We start from the raw sequence: 19,505 nt of genomic DNA on the forward strand, positions 1-19,505 counted from the left end.
AATGCGTTTCAAAAGAAAGAGAGTGGGACAAAAGTCCTGGCCTCTCAATTGTCTTTAGATTGTCGAGCAAGACGCAGTGGTTGAGTGGGCTCTACTACGCTGATTTCATCAGCTTTTACAGCCCTACTCAACTGTGCGGAGGTGGGACGACGTAATCGAATTCTAACGAATTACCAATTTCTGTCCCACTCTCTTTTCTATTTATTCTGCTAAGAGCACTTCTTTGATGGTTTGCTTTTGGAGTTTTCTGTTGGATAGATAAAAGAGGCTTTCATAAACCACCGCAAAACCAAGCAAGGTCCAAAAGCACACATTCCCATCAAAGTGATGCTCAATCTTTTCAGGAACCGTATCTTTGATCACACCGATCAAGATTTCCATGATACCGTATTGGTAAACCGTCCCAAGAACAAATCCTAGATAAGCCCAGAAACGATAGGGAGCGAGAATATGACTTTGGCATTCACGATCGGTGTAGCCAAAAGCCTTCATAAGAGCCAAGGTTTCACGACTTTCTGAGACGATAATCCCCAATGACAAAAAGAGAATCGAGAAAGAAAGGATCAAACCAATCATAATCATCATGGTTTGGATGATGTCATCTGTGTAATCCTTGAGGCCAAAGGACAATTGGACCATGGCCGCAAAACACATGGAGCCAAAGACTACAAAAAACAAGATCGATTTTCTCCCCCATACCAGTGACGAGGATAGCTCTTTTAGGAAGTCTTTCTCTTTCTTAGGAACCCTCTTTCTCCTTTTGACCTTGATTGGACTTGGGGACTTTTTCAATAAGCGAAGTGCTGGCGTTTGTAGTTGTCTTCTAGCATAACCAATCGCAAGAACCATAAAGAAGCTCGTTGGCAGGATCACCAAAGCAAGCAAGAGCTGCCAATGAAAATGAATGGTGATTTCTGGCAGGATCCCCTTCTCATTACGAAAGTTGTAAAAATGTCCCATCATGAGAAATGAAGCGAGATAGCCAAGAAGCGCTCCAGCTCCAAAACTGAGTCCAAATGCCCAAAACCGTTTCGCCAACTGGCCATTGCTATAGCCCAAAGCCTTTAAAATCCCTAATTGTTCCTTGTGATCATCGACAAATTGTTTGATATAAAAACACATGAGAAGGACCGACGTCAAGGACAAGACGACTCCACTGACCATGGCCACCATCCAGGAAAGCGAAACCTGGGCATCATAGTAGGTCTGAATGATGGGATTGGTTTTCGAAATCTCCAACTGCTCGATATCCAGGTAAAAATTCAAGAAGAGATTGGCCACAAAGACCGCACAAGCCCCAATGATACTGACGACAACTAATTTTCGAATATCTTTTACTGAAAACATGGCTTACCATCCAATCTCATAAGCAGTCTGAGGTTGATCATTGGTCACAACTTGGGTAATCTTGCCACTATTGACACGAATGATGGTTTTAGCCATATCCGCAATATTTTGGTTGTGCGTCACCATGATGAGGGTAAAGCCAAGCTTCTCCTTTAATTTCCAGATATAGTCGAGAATCTTGCGCCCTGTTTCTTCATCCAGGGCTCCCGTCGGCTCATCTAAGAAAAGAATCTCTGGCTTTTTGGCCAAGGCCCGAGCAATGGACACTCTCTGCTGTTCCCCACCCGACAATTCACTCGGATACTTGTCCAGCTTATCGCCAAGTCCCAAATCCTCGATGATCTGCAAAAAATCATGATTGTTTGCTAGGTCTGCCCCCATCTTTACATTTTGTCTAACCGTTAGATTCGGCAATAGATAATACTGCTGGAAAATAAAAGCAATCTTCTCCCGTCTAAAGGCCGTCAATTGAGCATCCGTGAGTTGTGATAAATCCTGTCCTTGAATGAGGATATGCCCCTCATCTACCTTTTCTAATCCGGATAATACGTTTAAGAGAGTTGACTTTCCTGATCCAGAAGGGCCTAGGATAACCACATCATCCTGGTCTTGAATCTGCAAATCAATCCCTTTTAAAACCTTGGTTTGGCCATAGCTTTTTTGAACATTTTCTAGTTGAATCATTTCTTTCCTACCATTTCTTTGATGAGAGATTGAAAAACCTCTGTCAGTAATCCAATCACTTCTTCCATGCTAAACTGATAAATACCAGAAGCAACCATAGAGGCCATCCCGTGTGAGTAGATAAATAGATGCTGGTACAAGCGACTAGCCTCCTCTAACGTCAACGGATAGTCTGCGACAATCGAATCCAGAACCAATTGGTAACTATAATCCTTCATAGGAAGAAAATCTTGAAAGCGACGAATCGGCTCTTTGCTAGGATTTTGGAAAAGCAATTGAAAGAGTTGGGGCTCTTTTGAGGCGAAAAGGATATAAGCAACCCCGACAGATCGAAAAGGCTTCTCATCTTCTAAGGCCTTGCGAATATACTCCACCACGACCATTTCCGCAGCACCAATAACCTCTGCTTGTAACTCAGCCATATTAGCAAATTGCCCAAAAATGACTCTCGGTGTAGCTCCCAGTTTCTCCGCTAATGCTCTAGCCGTCAAACTAGCCATTCCCTCTTCTCTCACCAATTGTAAAGCTGTCCCAATCATAGCCTCTTTACTAAATTTAACCTTGGGTGGCATAAGACTCCTTTCACGCAACATCTGTTGCGCAACACTTGTTGCATAAAGAATACCATAAAAAAGAAAGACTTGTCAAGAAAAATCTGAAAACCACAAAACAAAAACCAGACCACCGATAAGAGTGGAATCTGGTTTGATAACCATTATTCTAAGGCAAATCATTTCCCGCCGCCAAGTAGATTTGGTACCACTCCTTGCGCGTTAGGGTCACTGCTGCTGCTTTCCCTGCTTCAAGGACATGCTGGGGCTTGGTCGTTCCGATGACCGCCTGCATCTTACCAGGATAGCGGAGGACCCAAGCAAGGGCGATAGCTGTCGGTGTGACCTGGTATTTTTTCGCCAAGTCATTGAGGACATGATTGAGAGCTGCAAACTCTTCCTTGCCGACAAAATTCCCCTTGAAATAGCCATGCTGGAGGACAGACCAGGCCTGAATCACAGTATCAGTTAAACGACAATACTCAAAGACACTGCCATCTCGCACGGCTGCTTTTGCCCCTTCCATGTTGACATGAAAACCAGCTTCAAAGCTCGGTGTAAAGGCGGCACTCAACTGCAGCTGGTTGACCTTGAGAGGTTGTTTGACAGCCGTCTTAAGCAATTCCATCATCATGGGATTTTGATTGGACACCCCAAAATGACGAACCTTGCCCGCTTGCTCCAACTGATCAAAAGCTGCTGCCACTTCTTCCGGTTCCATGAGGGCATCCGGTCGGTGAAGGAGGAGACTATCTAAGCGCTCGATCTGCAGACGATCGAGGATGCCATCGACGGAGTCCAAAATATAGTCCTTGGAAAAATCAAAATAGGTAAAACCGTCTTTGCGAATGCCACACTTGGACTGGATCCACATCTGGTTCCGAAGATCCGGACGGCGCTTGAGAACCTTACCCAACAGGACCTCACACTGGCCATCACCATAGATATCCGCTAGGTCAAAGGTGTTAATGCCAATCGACAAGGCTGCCTCTACCAAGGCCTCCACCTCATCTTCACTCATCTGACTGATCCGCATCATCCCAAGGACAATCGTGGACAGACGCTCATTTTCAGCAAACTCAATATAGTTCATGTCCGCCTCCTTTTCTGTAGTTCTATTGTAGTGAAAAGGATTTCAAAAGTCAATTTGAAATCAAAAAGAGAGTGGGACAGAAATCGGTCATTCGTTAGAATTCGATTTCGTCGTCCCACCTCCGCACAGTTGAGTAGGGCTGTAAAAGCTGATGAAATCAGCGTAGTAGAGCCCACTCAACCACTGCGTATTGCTCGACAATCCAAAAATAATTGAGAGGCTAGGACTTTTGTCCCAGACTCTTACAGGTTGAAGTAAAATGCCTCATTCGTCGTCATCCAACTCCACTTCACCATGGATTTTGATGTATTCCTCATTCCTGCGGTCATCTTCTGCCCAAACAGGGTCTCTCACATCGTTCATAAAGGGAATTTCTTCCAAACTCAGCTCATTGGCCTATTCATAACTCATCGAAAGGATATCCTCATGCCGTTTTTTAAATTCCTCTACACTTAACCAGCTCTCTTTATCATCTTCGCTAATCTGACCGTCAATTGCAGTCGCAATTTCAATAGCCATAATGTAGAAAGCACGTTTATCAACAGTGAGAAGGTCAAGGTGGGTAGAGGCTAAACGGAGACAGTCTCCTTTTTCTTGATAGTCTGTTACTGGATTGTCTTCAAAATCTAATTCAAGATTTTCATATACATGACTTCCAAATTCGTTGGCAATCCCTTCTTTCAACCGAACATTATTCCATCTATTATCATGCATATATAATTTCAATCGTCTTCCTCATCGTCATAAACACGTTCACCATGGATTTTGATGTATTCTTCTCGAAGCCGTTCCTCCTCTTCCCATAGAGGATCTCTTACCGGTACCATTGTCTTTAATTCTTCCAAACTGATTTCAACAGCTTCATCATAAGTCAGTGAAAGAACATCCTTGTGCAACTCCTTAAAAGTCTCTACATTCACCCAGGTCTCTTTGTCATCCTCGCTAATCTGACCATCAATGGCAGAAGCTACATCGACTGCCATAATATACATCGCACGTTTATCAACTGTTAAAACATCTATATGAGAAGTTGCGATACGTAAATAATCCCCACGTTCTCTCCACTCTGTAATGAAAGTTTTTTCAAATTCAAGGGATATATTTTCATATTTATAGGAATTCCACGGATTGTTTAAATCATAAGAGGGGATATTATCCCATCTTGAGTCACAAAAACGCCATTTATCAAAGCTTACTACAAAGTAAAAATCGTCTTGCAACATCTCATCATCACCAACGTTTGAGTATGTAATAGGATAACCCTGCCATTCCTTAAACCACATTTTCCAGAGCAACTCTCTTGTCGTAAAGGTTATTTTTTTCTTAAAATCACTTTTGATATAGAGTCTCATTCGTCTTCCTCATCGTCATCCAACTCCACTTCTCCATAAATTCGGATGTATTCCTCGCGCTTCCTATCCAATTCTTCCCAGAGTGGCTCATCAACAGCTTTCATTGCTTCTATCTCTTTCAAGCTAATGTCAACCGCTTCATTGTAGGTTAAATGCAACAAATCTGCATGTTTTGTTTTAAATTCTTCAATGCTCAGCCATGTTTCCTTATCATCTTCGCTAATGTGACCGCCAATGGCAGAGGCTACCTCAATTGCCATGATATAAAGAGCTCGCTTATCAACAGTTAGAATATCCTTATGAGTCGTGATGATTCGTAGATATTCTCCTTTTTCTCGTCCATCGCTTTCATAGGAGTCTTCAAAATTTAAATTTATCTTTTCACGCTTAAAAGTCGCCCAAGGGTCGTTGCCTACTCTAAAATCAGCCTTTCCCCAACGCTCATCGTTCGAAGAAAATTTATCCAAACTAACGCTAAAATAGAAATCATCATCACGTGCATAAGAAAAACCAATTTTCACACCTTTTCGTTCTTTAAACCACATTTTCCAAGGATATTCCATACAGGTTTGGTAAATACTAGTCTCGTAGTTACCTTTAATATATAGTCTCACTCATCTTCCTCATCGTCGTCGTAAACACGTTCCCCATGGATGGCAATATACTCTTCATGAAGTCGCTCTTCTTCATCCCACAAGGAATCTTCTACAGGTCTCATACTTTTCAGTTCCTCCACACTGATATCAGTTGCTTGATCGTAGGTTAGTGATAAGACATCCTTGTGCAACTCCTTAAAAGTCTCTACATCCATCCAGGTCTCTTTGTCATCCTCGCTAATCTGACCATCAATGGCAGAAGCCACCTCGACTGCCATGATAAACATAGCTCGTTTATCAACCGTTAAAATGTCAGTATGGGTAGTCGCAATCCTAAGGTATTCTCCACGTTCTCTCCCATCAGTAATAAAATCATTTTCAAATTCTAATTGAATATTTTCATCAGAAAACGAATTCCAAGGATCACTCTTGTCATATGGTAAATGATTCCATCGTTTATCATTAAATCGCCATTTATCAAATTGAACTCCAAAAAAGAAATCATCTTGCAACATCTCATCATCACCAACGTTTGAGTATGTAATAGGATGACCATGCCATTCCTTAAACCACATTTCACAGAGCAACTCTCTTGTCGTAAAGGTTATTTTTTTCTTAAAATCACTTTTGATGTATAGTCTCACTCGTCTTCCTCGTCGTCATAAACACGTTCGCCGTGGATTTTGATGTATTCTTCTCGAAGCCGTTCCTCCTCTACCCATAGAGGATCTCTTACCGGTACCATTGTCTTTAATTCTTCCAAACTAAGTTCAACCGCTTCATTATAAGTCAGTGAAAGAACATCCTTGTGATATTCCTTAAATTCTTCTACACTTAGCCAACTTTGCTTGCCGTCTTCGCTAATCTGACCATCAATGGCAGATGCTACTTCAATAGCCATAATGTATAAAGCACGTTTGTCAACCGTCAAAATATCTACATGAGTTGAGGCAATTCGAAGAAACTCCCCCTTTTCGCGGTCGTCGGAAATAAAGGCATGTTCAAATTCAAGTTCAATATCTTCATATTGCAAGGACAACCAAGGATTGCTCGGAATTATAAAAGGAGCCTTATCCCATCTTTCGTCAACTGAAGCCCATTTGTGTAACTCTGCTCCAAAATAAAAATCATCTTGCAGCATCTCATCATCACCAACGTTGGAGTAGCTTATTTTCTTGCTATTCCGTTCTTTAAACCACATCTTCCAAACTAGCTCTCTAGTAGTAAAGGTTATTTTTTTCGTAAAATCACTTTTGATATATAGTCTCATAAATCTGAGATATCGCCTCCATGTGCTAGTATATATTCTTTTCGACGGTTAGCTTCTTCCTCCCAAAGAGGGTCGTCTACAACATCCATCGTTTGAATTTCAATCAAACTTCGTTCATTTGCTTCTTCAAAAGTCAGAGATAGAATAGCCTCGTGCTTTCTCTTAAATTCCTCGACTGTTAGCCATGTCTTCTTACTATCCTCGCTAATTTGCCCGTCAATGACCTTTGCAATCTCAAGCGCCATAATGTACATGGCGCGTTTATCAACTGTCAAAACTTCTAGATGGGTAGTTAAAATACGAAGATGGTCCCCTTTTTCATTATAATCTGTAGTAAATGCGTCTTCAAACTCTATCTCAATACATTCCTCAATATGTGAAAAGAGGCTTCGTACCCCTTCCTTTAGGGGGACACTAGACCATCTCTTATCTGCAGTACTTTTCCTCAAGGATAAATTTACAGAAAAATACTCTTGTAGTTGCTCATTGTCTCCAGCATTTGAGTACGATACTTGCTTTTCTTCTGGAAACCACATTTTGCCAGCAAGTTCTAAATAACCATAAGGTACTCTTTTTGTATAATCGCCTTTGATATATAGTCTCATTCGTTCTTTTCTCTATTCTTTTTATTCCCATTCATCATATCATAATTTAATAAAAAATACATGTTCGCATGAAGGAAGAGAGTTTAATAATTTTCAATGGATAATAAAAGCCCCCAGCTGTAACTGAGGGCTTATCTAATTAGCGATAGCTGAGAGCACGTTTGATGGTCTTCCACGGTCCGAGGTCATCGGTCTGGAGGATTAAGCTCGCGTAAATTCGAGCGATGAGAACTGTTCCCACGATGGTAAAGAGAACCGCAATTCCCAATGAAGCCCAAGATTCAAGACCAGTCGCATAGCCATTGATGGTACGGAAAGGCATGAAGAAGGTTGAAAAGAATGGAATGTAGGAACCAATCTTCAATAAGAAGACATCACCGGCGCTTCCCAAGGTGGTTACCCCAAGGAAGCTAAAGATAACTAACATCATTAGTGGCGAAATCGCTTTTCCTGAATCTTCAGGTCGTGCTACTGTGGATCCTAAGAAGGCAGAGAGCACCACATACATAAAGATCCCAAGGATAATGAAGAAGACGGTATTAAGCGAGATCGCTTCTGCTAGGTGTTGGGTAATTGGAGAGTTTGGAGCGAGAATATCCTTGACAACTGGGATATCTGCTCTAAAGATCCAAACGGCTACTAGCCCAATGACATAGACAAAAATATGGGTAAAGATCACTCCGAAGAGTCCGAGCATGCGTGAGAAGAAATAGTCGGTTGCTTTGATACTAGAGAAGACCACTTCCATGATCTTAGTTCCCTTTTCACTAGCCACTTCTTGGGCTGTGATACTCGAGTAGAAGATCAAAATCATATAAAGCAACATTCCTAGACCACCTGCAACCATGGTTTGCACCATTTTCAAGCCTTCTTTTTTCTCATCAATTTTTTCTTTGAGAGAAACCTGTTGAGACAAGGCTGTCAGTTGCTCTTTGCTTAGATTAGCACGCGCTAGATTGATCCCTTGTTGGACTTGGCTTAATTTCGCAGCGACAAGCGATTTCAAATCTGTTTTCATGGCTTGGTCGCCCACATAAGTGGCTTCTAGCTGGCCATCTTTTTCATCGACCGTTAGGTAAGCAGCTGCTTTCTCATCCTTAATGGCTTTTTTAGCTGCAGCTTCATCCTTGTAGTCCAAGGTCAAGCCATCAGTTCCTTTGAGACTTTCTTTGACAGCTGGAATTTCTGTCACCAAGGCCACTTGGTTTTTGGCATCTGTAGAAGAACCTGTCAGATAACCGATTCCAATGCTCAATCCTAAAAAGAGGAAGGGACCGAAGACCATGAAGAGGAAACTCCATGATTTCACTTGTCTGATATAGGTTTCTTTCATTACGACAAACATCTGTTTCATACTTCTACTCCTGATTCAAGTTTAAAGATCTCATCAATAGTTGGGGCTTGGTGGTCAAAGGTTGCTAGGTAGTGGCCCTTTGTCAAGCGGTCAAATAATTCTGGACCAGCTGACGCATCATCCAAGATCAGCTTCCAAGTCCCTTGCTTGGTCATGCTGACCTTGGTCACGTGTGGCAGAGCTTCTAGCTCTTCTTTGCTAAAGTCGTTAGAGACAAAGAGGCGAGTCTTGCCATAGCTATTCCGGACCTCTTGGACAGGTCCTGATAGAACAACCGAACCATCACGGATCATTAGGATATCATCACACAACTCTTCGACATTGGTCATGACGTGGTCAGAAAAGATAATGGTTGCCCCACGCTCTTTTTCTTCAAAGATGACCTGCTTGAGCACTTCTGTATTGACCGGATCCAAGCCACTAAAGGGTTCATCTAAAATGATCAATTTAGGCTCATGGATCAAGGTGATGATCAATTGAACCTTCTGTTGGTTCCCTTTTGAGAGACTCTTGATTTTATCGGTCAATTTTCCTTTTACTTGGAGTTTTTCCATCCAGGTCGGTAATTTTTCCTTGACCTCAGCAGTGCTCATTCCTTTTAAGGCAGCCAAATAGCGGACCTGCTCAAAAATCGTGAGTTTTGGCATAAGACTACGTTCTTCTGGCAAATAGCCAATTTCCTTGTAGGTTTCTTGGGTGATCGCTTTGCCACCTAGGCGAATCTCGCCGCTGTAGTCCAAAAAGCGCAAGATACTGTGGAAAATAGTTGTTTTCCCGGCCCCATTTTTCCCAACTAAGCCAAGGATATGCCCTTGTTGAGCTGTCAGATCTACTCCGAAGAGAACCTGCTTATTCCCAAAGCTTTTTTCTAAATTTCTAATTTCTAACATGGATGACTCCTCTACTCTTTATAATAACGTTTGGTAATCTTGTACTGAGAGACCAAGATATAGACATAAATCAGTGATACCACTACTAATGCTAACAAGATATCTGTATGGAAAGCAATGCCAACTAAGAATATCGCAATTAAGGAAATCGGCAAGATATAATTGCTTAACTTAATGATAATTTCATAGTTTTCCTCGTAGCTAATCTGCTTTTCTGCTTCATCCATCATACTCATCATAAATTCACGCACTTCCTTGGCATTGGCATTGCGGGGAATCGGTTTTCCATAAATCAGATGGAAGGTCTTGCGAAAGAAGATATCCGATAGGAAAAATAGGGCAATCAAGACAAGAAAGAGATAGAGCATGGTAAAGTCTCCAAAGATAAAAGCCAAGTGCCCTGTGGAAGGTCTATCCATATACACCCATTGACTATAAAAGATGATGACTAAAAAGTATGGCAAGATCATGACTCCTTTAAAAATGGTCGCTAACCCAAACAGTTTTTCCTTCTGGATGTCATAGTGATAGGCTTCCTCTTCGTCTTCTATCTGGAGCATTTTTTGATGGACTTTTCTCGCGCTTATTAGTAAGGCTATCGTGACCATAAACACGATAAGAAACAAAAGTATTGAACCCCAAAGGAGTCCTTCTTTACTAAAGAAGGATTGGATTTCAAGGGGTTTTTCGGATCCGAACATGCCTGTCAAAAAATCAATGACTCCTCCAATCAAGCCGGAAACTGTAATGATTCCGACATTTCTCCAAAACCGGTAACGAGCGGATCGTTCTTGTTGTTGCTTTTTCATATTATTCTTCTCCCTCTACTAGACTAAAGACATTCTCCACTGGTTCATTGAAGATCTGGGCAATGGTCATGGCGATAATGACAGAAGGTGTATACTCACCACGTTCCAAGAGACTGATGGACTGGCGCGAGACCCCTGCTAGCTTGGCTAGCTCGGATTGGTTGAGTCCATCACGCGCCCTCAGCTCTTTCAATCGATTTTTTAAAATCATGGCATCAGCCCCCTTATAGTTGAATACCTTGAATATCTTCGATACGGACTAACTTGGTTTCCCTCTGTTGTTTATGAATCACACGGGTCAGTTTGACCCAATCTTCATCGATATCTATAATTTCATACTCAAATCCAACACCATCTACTGTAACAGTGGCCGTTTGGCCTTTCAATTCTTCTAAAAGTCTAGACATGTCTTGATTTCCTTTCACTTGTTTTTCTAATCGTCTGATGCGTCTGTTCAATCCTTTTATCTTCTTTTCTGAGCTTGCATAAACGATAACCAGAAAAGGGATAAATAGAATCCATATGGCTCCCATAAGAAACCTCCCCTTCTTTCAACTAAAAACATTGTAACACTTCTTTTTCTTTTTGACAAGCATATTTGTCAAAAAAATAAAAATATTTGTCAATAATAGCAGGATGGTTGACATGGATATTTTGAGTACTTAAAGGAATTTCTTTATTTTTATAGGGTTTTAAGGCCTATAACTTGCAAATCCTGGAAGAAAAAAACAGTTGAGAAATTCTCAACTGTTTCATCTTTTTACATCTTAACGCACTTCTGCATTGACTTTTTCTTCAAGTGAAGCTTGGATTTTTTCCATGTAGCGTGCGACTTCTTCATCTGTCAAGCTATCTTCTGGATTTTGGAAGGTCAAGCTGTAGGCCATAGACTTCATGCCAAGTCCTAGTTTTTCACCTGAGAAAACGTCAAAGAGTTTGATATCTGTTAAGCGTTTCACGCCAGCAGCTTGAATCGCATCAACCACTTCTTGGTGGGTCACTTCTGCTTTGAGGAGAAGGGCGATATCACGGCTCACAGCTGGGAATTTGGTGATTTCCACAAAGGCTGCGGCTGGTTGAAGAGCTGCTTCAATAGCAGATAAGTTCAATTCTGCCACATAGGTTTCTGGAATGTCATAAGCCTTAGCTGTTACAGGGTGGACTTGTCCCAAGACCCCAATCACCTGGTCACCAAGTGAGAGCAAGGCTGTACGTCCTGGGTGGAGACTCTTGATTTCCTGTGTTGCTGTATAAGTCACTTCAAGACCCAAGCGAGTAAAGAGGACTTCCAAGATTCCCTTGGCATAGAAGAAGTCAACTGGAACAGCTGGAGTTTGGAAGTCTTTTTCAGCAACTAAGCCAGTCAAAGCAAAGGCAAAGCTATTGATTTCGTTTGGCAAGTCTTCTTTTGGATTACCTGTCTGTTCAAAGACTTTTCCGATCTCATAGAGGGCCAAATCTTTGTTCTTACGAGCGACATTATAAGCTACAGTATCCAAGATTCCTGAGATCATATTTTGACGGAGGACCGAACGATCCACAGTCATTGGCCACATGAGCTCCGTTAAGTTGCTTGGTGCAGTCGTGAACTCCACTGCTTTTTCAGGAGTTGTCAGTGCATAAGTAATGATTTCAGTCAATCCAGCCCCTTCAGCGATAGTCCGAACTTGGCGACGCAATTTTTGAGTCGCTGTCAATTCACCTGCTGTCCCGTCATCTTTTGGAAGGGTTGCTGGTAATTTGTCATAACCATAAATTCGAGCAATTTCTTCAAAGAGGTCCGCTTCGATAGTGATGTCCCAACGGCGACGAGGAACGCTGACTGTGAAGCTTTCTGCATTTCCAGAAAGGCCAAAACCAAGACGACGGAAGACATCTTCGACATCCGCGTAGGAAAGTTCTGTTCCAAGGACACGGTTAACGTCTGCAAGAGTAGAAGAAACTTCTACATCAGAAGTGTCTAACTGGCCTGCTGAAACGATGCCCTTACGTACGGTTGCACCAGCCAATTCAGCAATCATACTTGCTGCGGCATCAAGGGCTTCATTAACAGTTGCCACATTGATGCCTTTTTCAAAGCGAGAAGATGATTCAGAGCGTAGGTTGAGGCGACCACTAGTCTTACGGATCGATTTGCCATTGAAAACAGCCGCTTCAAGAACTACACGAGTAGACTTTTCAGAGATTTCTGTAGCCTCTCCCCCCATGACACCTGCAAGGGCAACAGGTTTGTCAGCAACCGTAATCACGAGGTCACTTGTTTCCAACTCACGCTCTTCCCCATCCAAGGTCACTAATTTCTCACCTGCACGCACTTCACGTACACGGATGTCATTTCCTTCAAAGGTATCCAAGTCAAAGGCATGCATGGGCTGACCAAAGTAAAGCAAGATATAGTTGGTCACGTCAACCACATTATTTATGGGACGGATGCCTTCATTCATGAGGAGGTTTTGCAACCATTGTGGACTTGGTGCGATGGTTACATTGTCCAAGATACGAGCTGCATAATAAGGAGCCTTATCTGTGTCGATGCTGACAGAAAGAGCATCCGCTGCAACTTGGTCTGTTTCTGTTAAAGTAAATTCTTTGAAGTTGACTGCCTTGTCATAGATGGCTGCTACTTCATGTGCTACCCCACGCATCGAAAGAGCATCTGCACGGTTTGGAGTGATAGAAAGCTCGATGATTTCATCATCCAAGTCTAGGTAAGAGAAGACTTCTTCTCCTGGAACAGCATCCTCTGGCAAGATTTGGATGCCATCCGCAAATTCTTTCGGTACAACTGAGTCAGAAATGCCTAACTCACCAAGTGAACAGATCATCCCAAGGGATTCCAAACCACGGATTTTCCCTTTTTTAATCTTGTAGTTATCTGCGATGCGAGCACCTGGAAGAGCCACCATCACCTTGATGCCTGCTCGCACATTTGGTGCTCCACAGACGATTTGACGCGCTTCTTCTTCCCCCACATTAACTTGGCAGACATGAAGGTGTGTCTCTGGCACATCTTCACAAGACAAGACTTCTCCGACGACAATTTTTGAGAGACCAGTAGCAGGCGATTCCACACCTTCTACTTCGATCCCTGTAGTTGACATTTTTTCAGCCAACTCTTCTGATGGCACATCCACGTCCACCAATTGTTTTAACCATTTATATGATACTAACATTATTCTGATCGTAAGATCCCACTTGGTGAGATCTTCTCAATTCCTTTCTCTCAATTTGGACCCACAATTAAGCTTGCGGATTCTCCTTCAAATGCTTGCGCAGCAACCAGTCGATATCCACAGCTTCCCCTGTGATAAAGTGGTGCTCGCTAAATCGTTCAAATCCGAATTGTTTGTAAAAGTTTTGGGCCTTAAAATTCCGTTCCCAGACACCCAGCCAGACCCAGTCAAATCCACGTTTTTGAGCCTCTTTTAAGGCAAAGGTAAACATTTCCTTGCCATAGCCCTTGCCATGATGTTCTTTTTTGACATAGATGCGCTGAATTTCAAAAGCATTGTCCATCTCTACTGGCTCCGTTTGTGCCTTGCCCCAGTTAAACTTGAGGAAACCACAAATTTCCTGATGGTGATCAAGGACAAAATAGGTCTCTGATTCCGGGTCTGCTAGGTCCTTTTGGATTTGCTCTAGCGATAAAACCATCTGGTAGTAATCTTCCATATCGGCATCAGAGTTGTAGGGACCAAAGGTATCCCCATAGGTTTCCACCTCTAATTCCCTTAAAATATGAAAATCTTTCGCCTTAACTTTTACTAACATAATTATTTAAATTGTTCTGAAAAACGGATATCCCCTTGATAGAAGCCACGGATATCATTGATTCCGTAACGAAGCATGGCCACACGCTCTTGACCAAGTCCAAAGGCAAATCCTGAATAGATTGTTGGATCAATCCCACTCATCTCAAGGACGCGTGGGTGAACCATACCGGCTCCCATGATTTCAATCCAACCAGTTTTCTTACATACGTTACATCCAGCACCACCACATTTGAAGCAAGAAACGTCCACCTCAACCGATGGCTCAGTGAATGGGAAGTAAGAAGGACGCAAACGGATTTGGCGTTCTGCACCAAACATCTTTTGCACGATCAATTGAAGCGTTCCTTGAAGATCGGCCATAGAAATGCTTTTCCCAACAACCAAACCTTCGATTTGATGGAATTGGTGGCTGTGGGTCGCATCATCCGTATCCCGACGGAAAACCCGCCCTGGAGAGATCATCTTCAATGGTCCTTTGCTAAAGTCATGCGCATCCATAGCCCGCGCCTGTACAGGTGAGGTATGGGTCCGAAGCAAGATTTCTTCTGTGATATAGAAGGTATCCTGCATATCCCGCGCTGGGTGATCTTTAGGCAGATTCATCCGTTCAAAGTTATAATAGTCTTGCTCCACTTCAAAGCCGTCTACGACTTGATAGCCCATCCCGATAAAGATATCTTCGATTTCTTCACTGGTTTGGGTCAAAATATGACGGTAACCACTAGCAACTGGACGACCTGGTAGGGTCACGTCGATACTTTCACTAGCCAATTTGGCTTGGACTTTCTTTTCTTCCAAAAGTTTGGCCGTTTCTTCAAAGGCAGCCGTCAAGACATCACGCGCTTCATTGACGTGTTTCCCGATAACCGGACGCATCTCAGCAGAGACATCCTTCATCCCTTTAAGAATTTCCGTCAGAGATCCTTTTTTTCCAAGAACAGAGACCCGTAGTTCTTGCATCTCTTTTTCATTTTCAGCAGAAATCTGCTTCAAAGCTGCCAGCGTTTCTTCACGAAGCGCTTTTAATTGTTCTTCAATCGTTGACATATTTCCTCCATCATGGTCCCTCTACAGACATAGAAAAAACCACGCGCCAACACCCTCATTCGGAGCGTTGACACGCGGTACCATCCGTTTTTTATCCGTAAACCAGACCTTAATTTCTAAATCCTTTACGCAAGTGAATTCACTCAGCTTTCATGCAAAGAGCTTTCAGTCACGGCTCTTCTCCCTGTCGCACTTCCCTTGAGATACTAGTCTTGCAGATTTCTATTCGATTACTATCTAGTTTAGCAGATTTTTTGTTAAAAAACAAGTTAGATGAGACTAATTTCAATATACAAAGGAACAAGAGGCCGTGCATTATCTATTTGCCTTGTCTGTTTCATCTGATTGCCTTTTCAATAGAAGAGTTGCTGCTTGGTTAAAACCATCACACCAGTTATACCATTTTGCTTCATACTCATCTTGAGGTAAGATACGATGTTTTAAATCCAAAACAGAGGATATCTTTCTTTCCTCGCAAGCTTGCGCATAGAGAGCATACAATTCATCGCCACCATCTCTATCAAACTCAGCAGAAATCGTATCCCGACCTGCCAATAAAGCCTGATAAGCCCTGTGATGCCCGTCTGTAATCAAGAAGCGATTTCCAAATGCAAGAACACTAATTGGATCCACATTGATGATGTCTGCCGACTGATCCAGCATCTGGATAGCTTGTAACTTCTTTTCTGATAAATAAAGTTGGGTCGGATGAAGATCTGTTATCTTGACTTCCATTTCTTTCTCCTCTACCAAGAGTATAAAAGTTGGTTCTGGGCACTGGTAGACATTTTCAAAGGTCACGATTTAAAGACCTGCCAAAGCCAAATTCCCCCGCCATTCTTGTGATTCGTTTTCTTTTTATTTAATGACTTGTCCAGCATCTTTCAAGACAGATTCTGGAATAGTAATACCCAATTCATCTGCGACTTTTTTATTGATGACAGATTTTCCTTGGCTAAAGATTTCAACAGGTGTATCCGCAGGTTTTTGACCTTTCAAGATCTTCGCAGCCATTTTACCAGTTGCTACTCCAAGATCGTGTTGGTCGACAACGACTGAACCAAGACCACCAGCTTCTACCATAGCTGTCGCACTTGGGAAGATTGGTTTTTTAGCTGTTTTGTTGGCTTCGACAACTGTTGAGAAGGCTGAAGCGATGGTATTGTCGATTGGAACCCAGATGGCATCAACTTTGCCTGACATTACAGACACAGTGGAAGCAATTTCGTTTGTAGAAGGAACTGAATACGGAACCACCTTGTAGCCTGCTTTTTCAGCCAATTTTGTAAATTCTTCTACTTGAGATTTTGAATTGTCTTCACTGGTTGAGTATAGAACCCCGATTGTTTTTACGTTTGGAGTCAACTCTTTGATCAATTTCAACTGTTGCTCAGTAGGATTGTGGTCAGATACCCCAGTGATATTGCCACCTGGTTTTTTCAAATCTTTGACCAAGTTTGCGCCGACTGGATCGGTTACAGCACCCATGACAATTGGTTTGTTTTTGGTTGCACTAGCCAAACCTTGAGCAGACGGGGTTGCAATCCCAATCAAGACTTGGTTATCCTTGTCTACCAATTGTTTACTCATGGTTGCAACCTTGTTTTGGTCGCCTTCTGCATTGAGGAAATCAATGTCCACTTTGTCTTTGTCATAACCTTCTTCAGCCAAACCATCTTGAATTCCCTTGTAGATCAAATCAAGCGAAGGGTGGCTGACCAACTGCAAGACCCCAACTTTAGCTTTTTCATTGCTAGTTGCTGCCTTGTTGTCTTTGCCTGCTGTAGCTGAATAGATCGCTGTCCCAATGACTGCTGCTGCAATCAAACCAATAATTCCCATTAACCGTTTATTTTTCATTTTACTACCTCTTCTATTTTTTCATTTTCTTCTATTTTTTATCCTCTAAAGAATGCGACGCCATCGTTTCTTCATATCTTTTCTCCCTTCTCATCTAAAACAAAAAACACGCCCACACATAGCAAAAGCTATGTGAGGACGTGTCATCGCGGTGCCACCTCACTTATGGGAAAAGGATAGTTTCTCCCCATATCTCTGTCTTGTCTAGCAACAAGTTGCACGATAAGGTGTGCCAACCGAATTTTTATTGTTTCAAATTCATCTCATCATTAGTCCAATTTCATAAACTGCCGCTACCCACTCTCAGCAACCGTGGGCTCTCTTGAAACTTTCATTTACTACTTTTCTAATTTCTTACATTTTAAAATTTTCTTACAAAAATGTCAATACTTTTTCAGTATTTTTTTGGAAACGTTCGCATTTTCTGTTTCTTTTACTTTTTACAGCCTCTTGCTTCTTTCTGGGATTTTCGCTCTATTTTTGATATAATTTACTAGAATAACAGCTAGAATGATGAGGAATCCCATGTCTTTTGATGGATTTTTTTTACACCATATGGTGCAAGAATTGAAGGCTGAACTCTTAAGTGGTCGCATTCAAAAAATTAATCAACCTTTCGAGCAAGAATTGGTACTCCAAATCCGAGGCAATCGGAAAAACCAAAAACTCTTACTCTCTGCCCATTCTGTTTTCGGACGGATCCAACGGACCCAGACCAACTTTGAAAATCCTGCCTTTCCTAATACCTTTATTATGGTCATGCGTAAATATCTTCAAGGCGCTGTCATCGAAGGGATTGAGCAATTGGAGAACGACCGGATTCTCGAAATCCGTGTCTCCAATAAAAACGAAATTGGAGATGCCATTTCTGTCAGCTTAATGATCGAAATCATGGGCAAGCACAGTAATATTATTCTCCTAGACCGGACCAGCAATAAAATCATCGAGGCCATCAAACATGTCGGCTTCTCACAAAATAGCTACCGGACCATTCTTCCTGGATCAACCTATGTAGCCCCTCCGAAAACCGACGCGGTCAATCCTTTTACAATTGGAGATGAAGCCCTCTTCGCCCTTCTTCACAAGGAAGAGTTAAGTCCCAAAAACCTTCAAAAATGTTTCCAAGGTTTGGGGCGAGATACGGCTCAAGAATTGGCCAAGCGACTTGAGACGGATGAAAAATTAAAGACCTTCCGTGCCTTTTTCGAGGCTCCAACTGAGCCTCACCTAACGACCAAATCCTTCTCAGCTATCCCCTATGCAGATGCGACCAGTCAAACCTTTGAGGCACTTTCAGATCTGCTAGATGACTATTACCGAGACAAGGCTGAGCGCGATCGGGTGCAACAACAGGCCAGTGAATTGATCCGCAAGGTCGAAAACGATCTTGAAAAGAACCGGAAAAAATTAGCCAAACAAGAAGCCGAGTTAGCAGCGACCGACAATGCAGAAGAGTTCCGCCAAAAAGGAGAATTGCTGACAACTTTCCTCCATCAGGTACCAAACGACCAAGACCAGGTTGTCCTGGACAATTACTATACCAACGAGCCCATTACCATCCAACTCAACAAAGCCCTTACTCCCAATCAAAATGCCCAACGCTACTTTAAACGCTACCAGAAGTTAAAAGAAGCCGTCAAACATTTGACCATCCTTATTCAAGAAACCAAGGAAACCATTTCTTATCTTGAAACTGTTGAAACGGCCCTTTCTCAAGCGAGCCTGGCTGAGGTGGCAGAGATTCGTGAAGAGTTAATCCAGACCGGCTTTATCAAACGGCGCAACCGAGAAAAAATCCATAAACGGAAAAAACCAGAAAAATACCTGGCTAGTGATGGCAAAACCATCATTTTAGTGGGTCGCAATAATCTGCAAAACGATGAACTGACCTTTAAGATCGCTAAAAAAGACGAGCTCTGGTTCCATGCCAAAGATATCCCAGGCAGCCATGTCGTCATTACAGGAAATCTCGATCCGACGGATGAAGTGAAGACCGATGCCGCAGAGTTGGCCGCCTACTATTCCAAGGCCCGTCTCTCAAATCTGGTACAAGTAGATATGATCGAAGCCAAGAAACTCAATAAACCAACCGGAGGAAAACCAGGCTTTGTGACCTATACTGGCCAGAAGACTCTGAGGGTTACCCCAGAAGAAGAAAAAATCAAAGCCATGAAACTAACAGACTGATTTCAAAAATAAAAGAGAGTGGGACAGAAATCGGTAATTCGTTAGAATTCGATTTCGTCGTCCCACCTCCGCACAGTTGAGTAGGGC

The 19,505-nt window shown here is 42.4% G+C and carries 20 protein-coding genes, 1 pseudogene and 1 other annotated feature; of the genes and pseudogenes, 1 reads left to right on the forward strand and 20 read right to left on the reverse strand.

Annotated elements, in window-relative coordinates; translation table 11 throughout:
• Positions 1 to 201: 201 nt before the first annotated feature.
• From M1G14_RS09520 to trpX, 20 genes and pseudogenes are all read right to left on the reverse strand, one after another.
• Complete coding sequence (locus M1G14_RS09520; protein ID WP_049522583.1) at positions 202 to 1,347, reverse strand: FtsX-like permease family protein; 1,146 nt, start codon at positions 1,345 to 1,347, stop codon at positions 202 to 204.
• Between the two features lie 3 nt (positions 1,348 to 1,350).
• A complete protein-coding gene (locus M1G14_RS09525) occupies positions 1,351 to 2,031 on the reverse strand; it encodes an ABC transporter ATP-binding protein (RefSeq protein ID WP_247926539.1) in 681 nt (226 codons plus the stop codon).
• Positions 2,028 to 2,603 (reverse strand): TetR/AcrR family transcriptional regulator, encoded by a 576-nt coding sequence (locus M1G14_RS09530; protein WP_049482728.1) that lies wholly within the window; start codon positions 2,601 to 2,603, stop codon positions 2,028 to 2,030. The genes M1G14_RS09525 and M1G14_RS09530 overlap by 4 nt, the downstream gene beginning before the upstream one ends.
• Positions 2,604 to 2,751: 148 nt before the next feature.
• Positions 2,752 to 3,675, reverse strand: a complete 924-nt coding sequence (locus M1G14_RS09535) for an aldo/keto reductase (RefSeq protein WP_049482730.1) — start codon at positions 3,673 to 3,675, stop codon at positions 2,752 to 2,754.
• 264 nt (positions 3,676 to 3,939) lie between these two features.
• Positions 3,940 to 4,404 (reverse strand): annotated as a pseudogene (locus M1G14_RS09540) (hypothetical protein); the annotation flags it as partial.
• Positions 4,398 to 5,027 carry a hypothetical protein gene (locus M1G14_RS09545; RefSeq protein WP_049482251.1) on the reverse strand — a complete coding sequence of 210 codons (630 nt, stop codon included), beginning with the start codon at positions 5,025 to 5,027 and terminating at the stop codon, positions 4,398 to 4,400. The pseudogene M1G14_RS09540 and the gene M1G14_RS09545, both read right to left, overlap by 7 nt.
• Positions 5,024 to 5,641: a hypothetical protein gene (locus M1G14_RS09550; RefSeq protein WP_247926540.1), complete on the reverse strand. Its 618-nt coding sequence runs from the start codon at positions 5,639 to 5,641 to the stop codon at positions 5,024 to 5,026. Before M1G14_RS09550 ends, M1G14_RS09545 begins: the two co-directional genes overlap by 4 nt.
• The gene (locus M1G14_RS09555) at positions 5,638 to 6,267 is read right to left on the reverse strand and encodes a hypothetical protein (RefSeq protein WP_049482257.1); all 630 of its coding nucleotides are present in this window, start codon (positions 6,265 to 6,267) and stop codon (positions 5,638 to 5,640) included. The genes M1G14_RS09550 and M1G14_RS09555 overlap by 4 nt, the downstream gene beginning before the upstream one ends.
• Positions 6,264 to 6,893: a hypothetical protein gene (locus M1G14_RS09560; protein ID WP_061590647.1), complete on the reverse strand. Its 630-nt coding sequence runs from the start codon at positions 6,891 to 6,893 to the stop codon at positions 6,264 to 6,266. The genes M1G14_RS09555 and M1G14_RS09560 overlap by 4 nt, the downstream gene beginning before the upstream one ends.
• Complete coding sequence (locus M1G14_RS09565; RefSeq protein WP_247926541.1) at positions 6,890 to 7,498, reverse strand: hypothetical protein; 609 nt, start codon at positions 7,496 to 7,498, stop codon at positions 6,890 to 6,892. Before M1G14_RS09565 ends, M1G14_RS09560 begins: the two co-directional genes overlap by 4 nt.
• 139 nt (positions 7,499 to 7,637) lie before the next feature.
• Positions 7,638 to 8,852, reverse strand: a complete 1,215-nt coding sequence (locus M1G14_RS09570; RefSeq protein ID WP_247926542.1) for an ABC transporter permease — start codon at positions 8,850 to 8,852, stop codon at positions 7,638 to 7,640.
• On the reverse strand, positions 8,849 to 9,742 hold the full coding sequence (locus M1G14_RS09575; protein ID WP_021153540.1) for an ABC transporter ATP-binding protein: 894 nt from the start codon (positions 9,740 to 9,742) through the stop codon (positions 8,849 to 8,851). Before M1G14_RS09575 ends, M1G14_RS09570 begins: the two co-directional genes overlap by 4 nt.
• Before the next feature lie 11 nt (positions 9,743 to 9,753).
• Positions 9,754 to 10,551 carry a DUF3169 family protein gene (locus tag M1G14_RS09580; protein WP_070448777.1) on the reverse strand — a complete coding sequence of 266 codons (798 nt, stop codon included), beginning with the start codon at positions 10,549 to 10,551 and terminating at the stop codon, positions 9,754 to 9,756.
• A 1-nt stretch (position 10,552) separates the two neighbouring features.
• Positions 10,553 to 10,762: a helix-turn-helix transcriptional regulator gene (locus M1G14_RS09585; RefSeq protein ID WP_024056334.1), complete on the reverse strand. Its 210-nt coding sequence runs from the start codon at positions 10,760 to 10,762 to the stop codon at positions 10,553 to 10,555.
• A gap of 13 nt (positions 10,763 to 10,775) precedes the next feature.
• Complete coding sequence (locus tag M1G14_RS09590) at positions 10,776 to 11,084, reverse strand: PH domain-containing protein (RefSeq protein ID WP_024056335.1); 309 nt, start codon at positions 11,082 to 11,084, stop codon at positions 10,776 to 10,778.
• Positions 11,085 to 11,318: 234 nt separating this feature from the next.
• Positions 11,319 to 13,724: a phenylalanine--tRNA ligase subunit beta gene (gene pheT, locus M1G14_RS09595; protein WP_247926543.1), complete on the reverse strand. Its 2,406-nt coding sequence runs from the start codon at positions 13,722 to 13,724 to the stop codon at positions 11,319 to 11,321.
• Positions 13,725 to 13,791: 67 nt separating this feature from the next.
• Positions 13,792 to 14,322: a GNAT family N-acetyltransferase gene (locus M1G14_RS09600; RefSeq protein WP_024055668.1), complete on the reverse strand. Its 531-nt coding sequence runs from the start codon at positions 14,320 to 14,322 to the stop codon at positions 13,792 to 13,794.
• 2 nt (positions 14,323 to 14,324) lie between these two features.
• Complete coding sequence (gene pheS, locus M1G14_RS09605) at positions 14,325 to 15,371, reverse strand: phenylalanine--tRNA ligase subunit alpha (protein WP_003002553.1); 1,047 nt, start codon at positions 15,369 to 15,371, stop codon at positions 14,325 to 14,327.
• Between the two features lie 315 nt (positions 15,372 to 15,686).
• The gene (locus tag M1G14_RS09610) at positions 15,687 to 16,106 is read right to left on the reverse strand and encodes a chromosome partitioning protein ParB (RefSeq protein ID WP_049482289.1); all 420 of its coding nucleotides are present in this window, start codon (positions 16,104 to 16,106) and stop codon (positions 15,687 to 15,689) included.
• A gap of 123 nt (positions 16,107 to 16,229) precedes the next feature.
• A complete protein-coding gene (trpX, locus tag M1G14_RS09615) occupies positions 16,230 to 17,231 on the reverse strand; it encodes a tryptophan ABC transporter substrate-binding protein (RefSeq protein WP_247926544.1) in 1,002 nt (333 codons plus the stop codon).
• A 131-nt stretch (positions 17,232 to 17,362) separates the two neighbouring features.
• Positions 17,363 to 17,595: a binding site (T-box leader), on the reverse strand.
• A gap of 161 nt (positions 17,596 to 17,756) precedes the next feature.
• Here trpX and M1G14_RS09620 point away from each other — a divergent pair.
• Entirely contained in the window at positions 17,757 to 19,418 is a 1,662-nt protein-coding gene (locus M1G14_RS09620) for an Rqc2 family fibronectin-binding protein (RefSeq protein WP_049522593.1), read from the forward strand.
• The last annotated feature ends 87 nt before the right edge of the window (positions 19,419 to 19,505 follow it).

It is taken from the genome of Streptococcus parasanguinis (assembly GCF_023109675.1).
GTDB lineage: Bacteria > Bacillota > Bacilli > Lactobacillales > Streptococcaceae > Streptococcus > Streptococcus parasanguinis_I.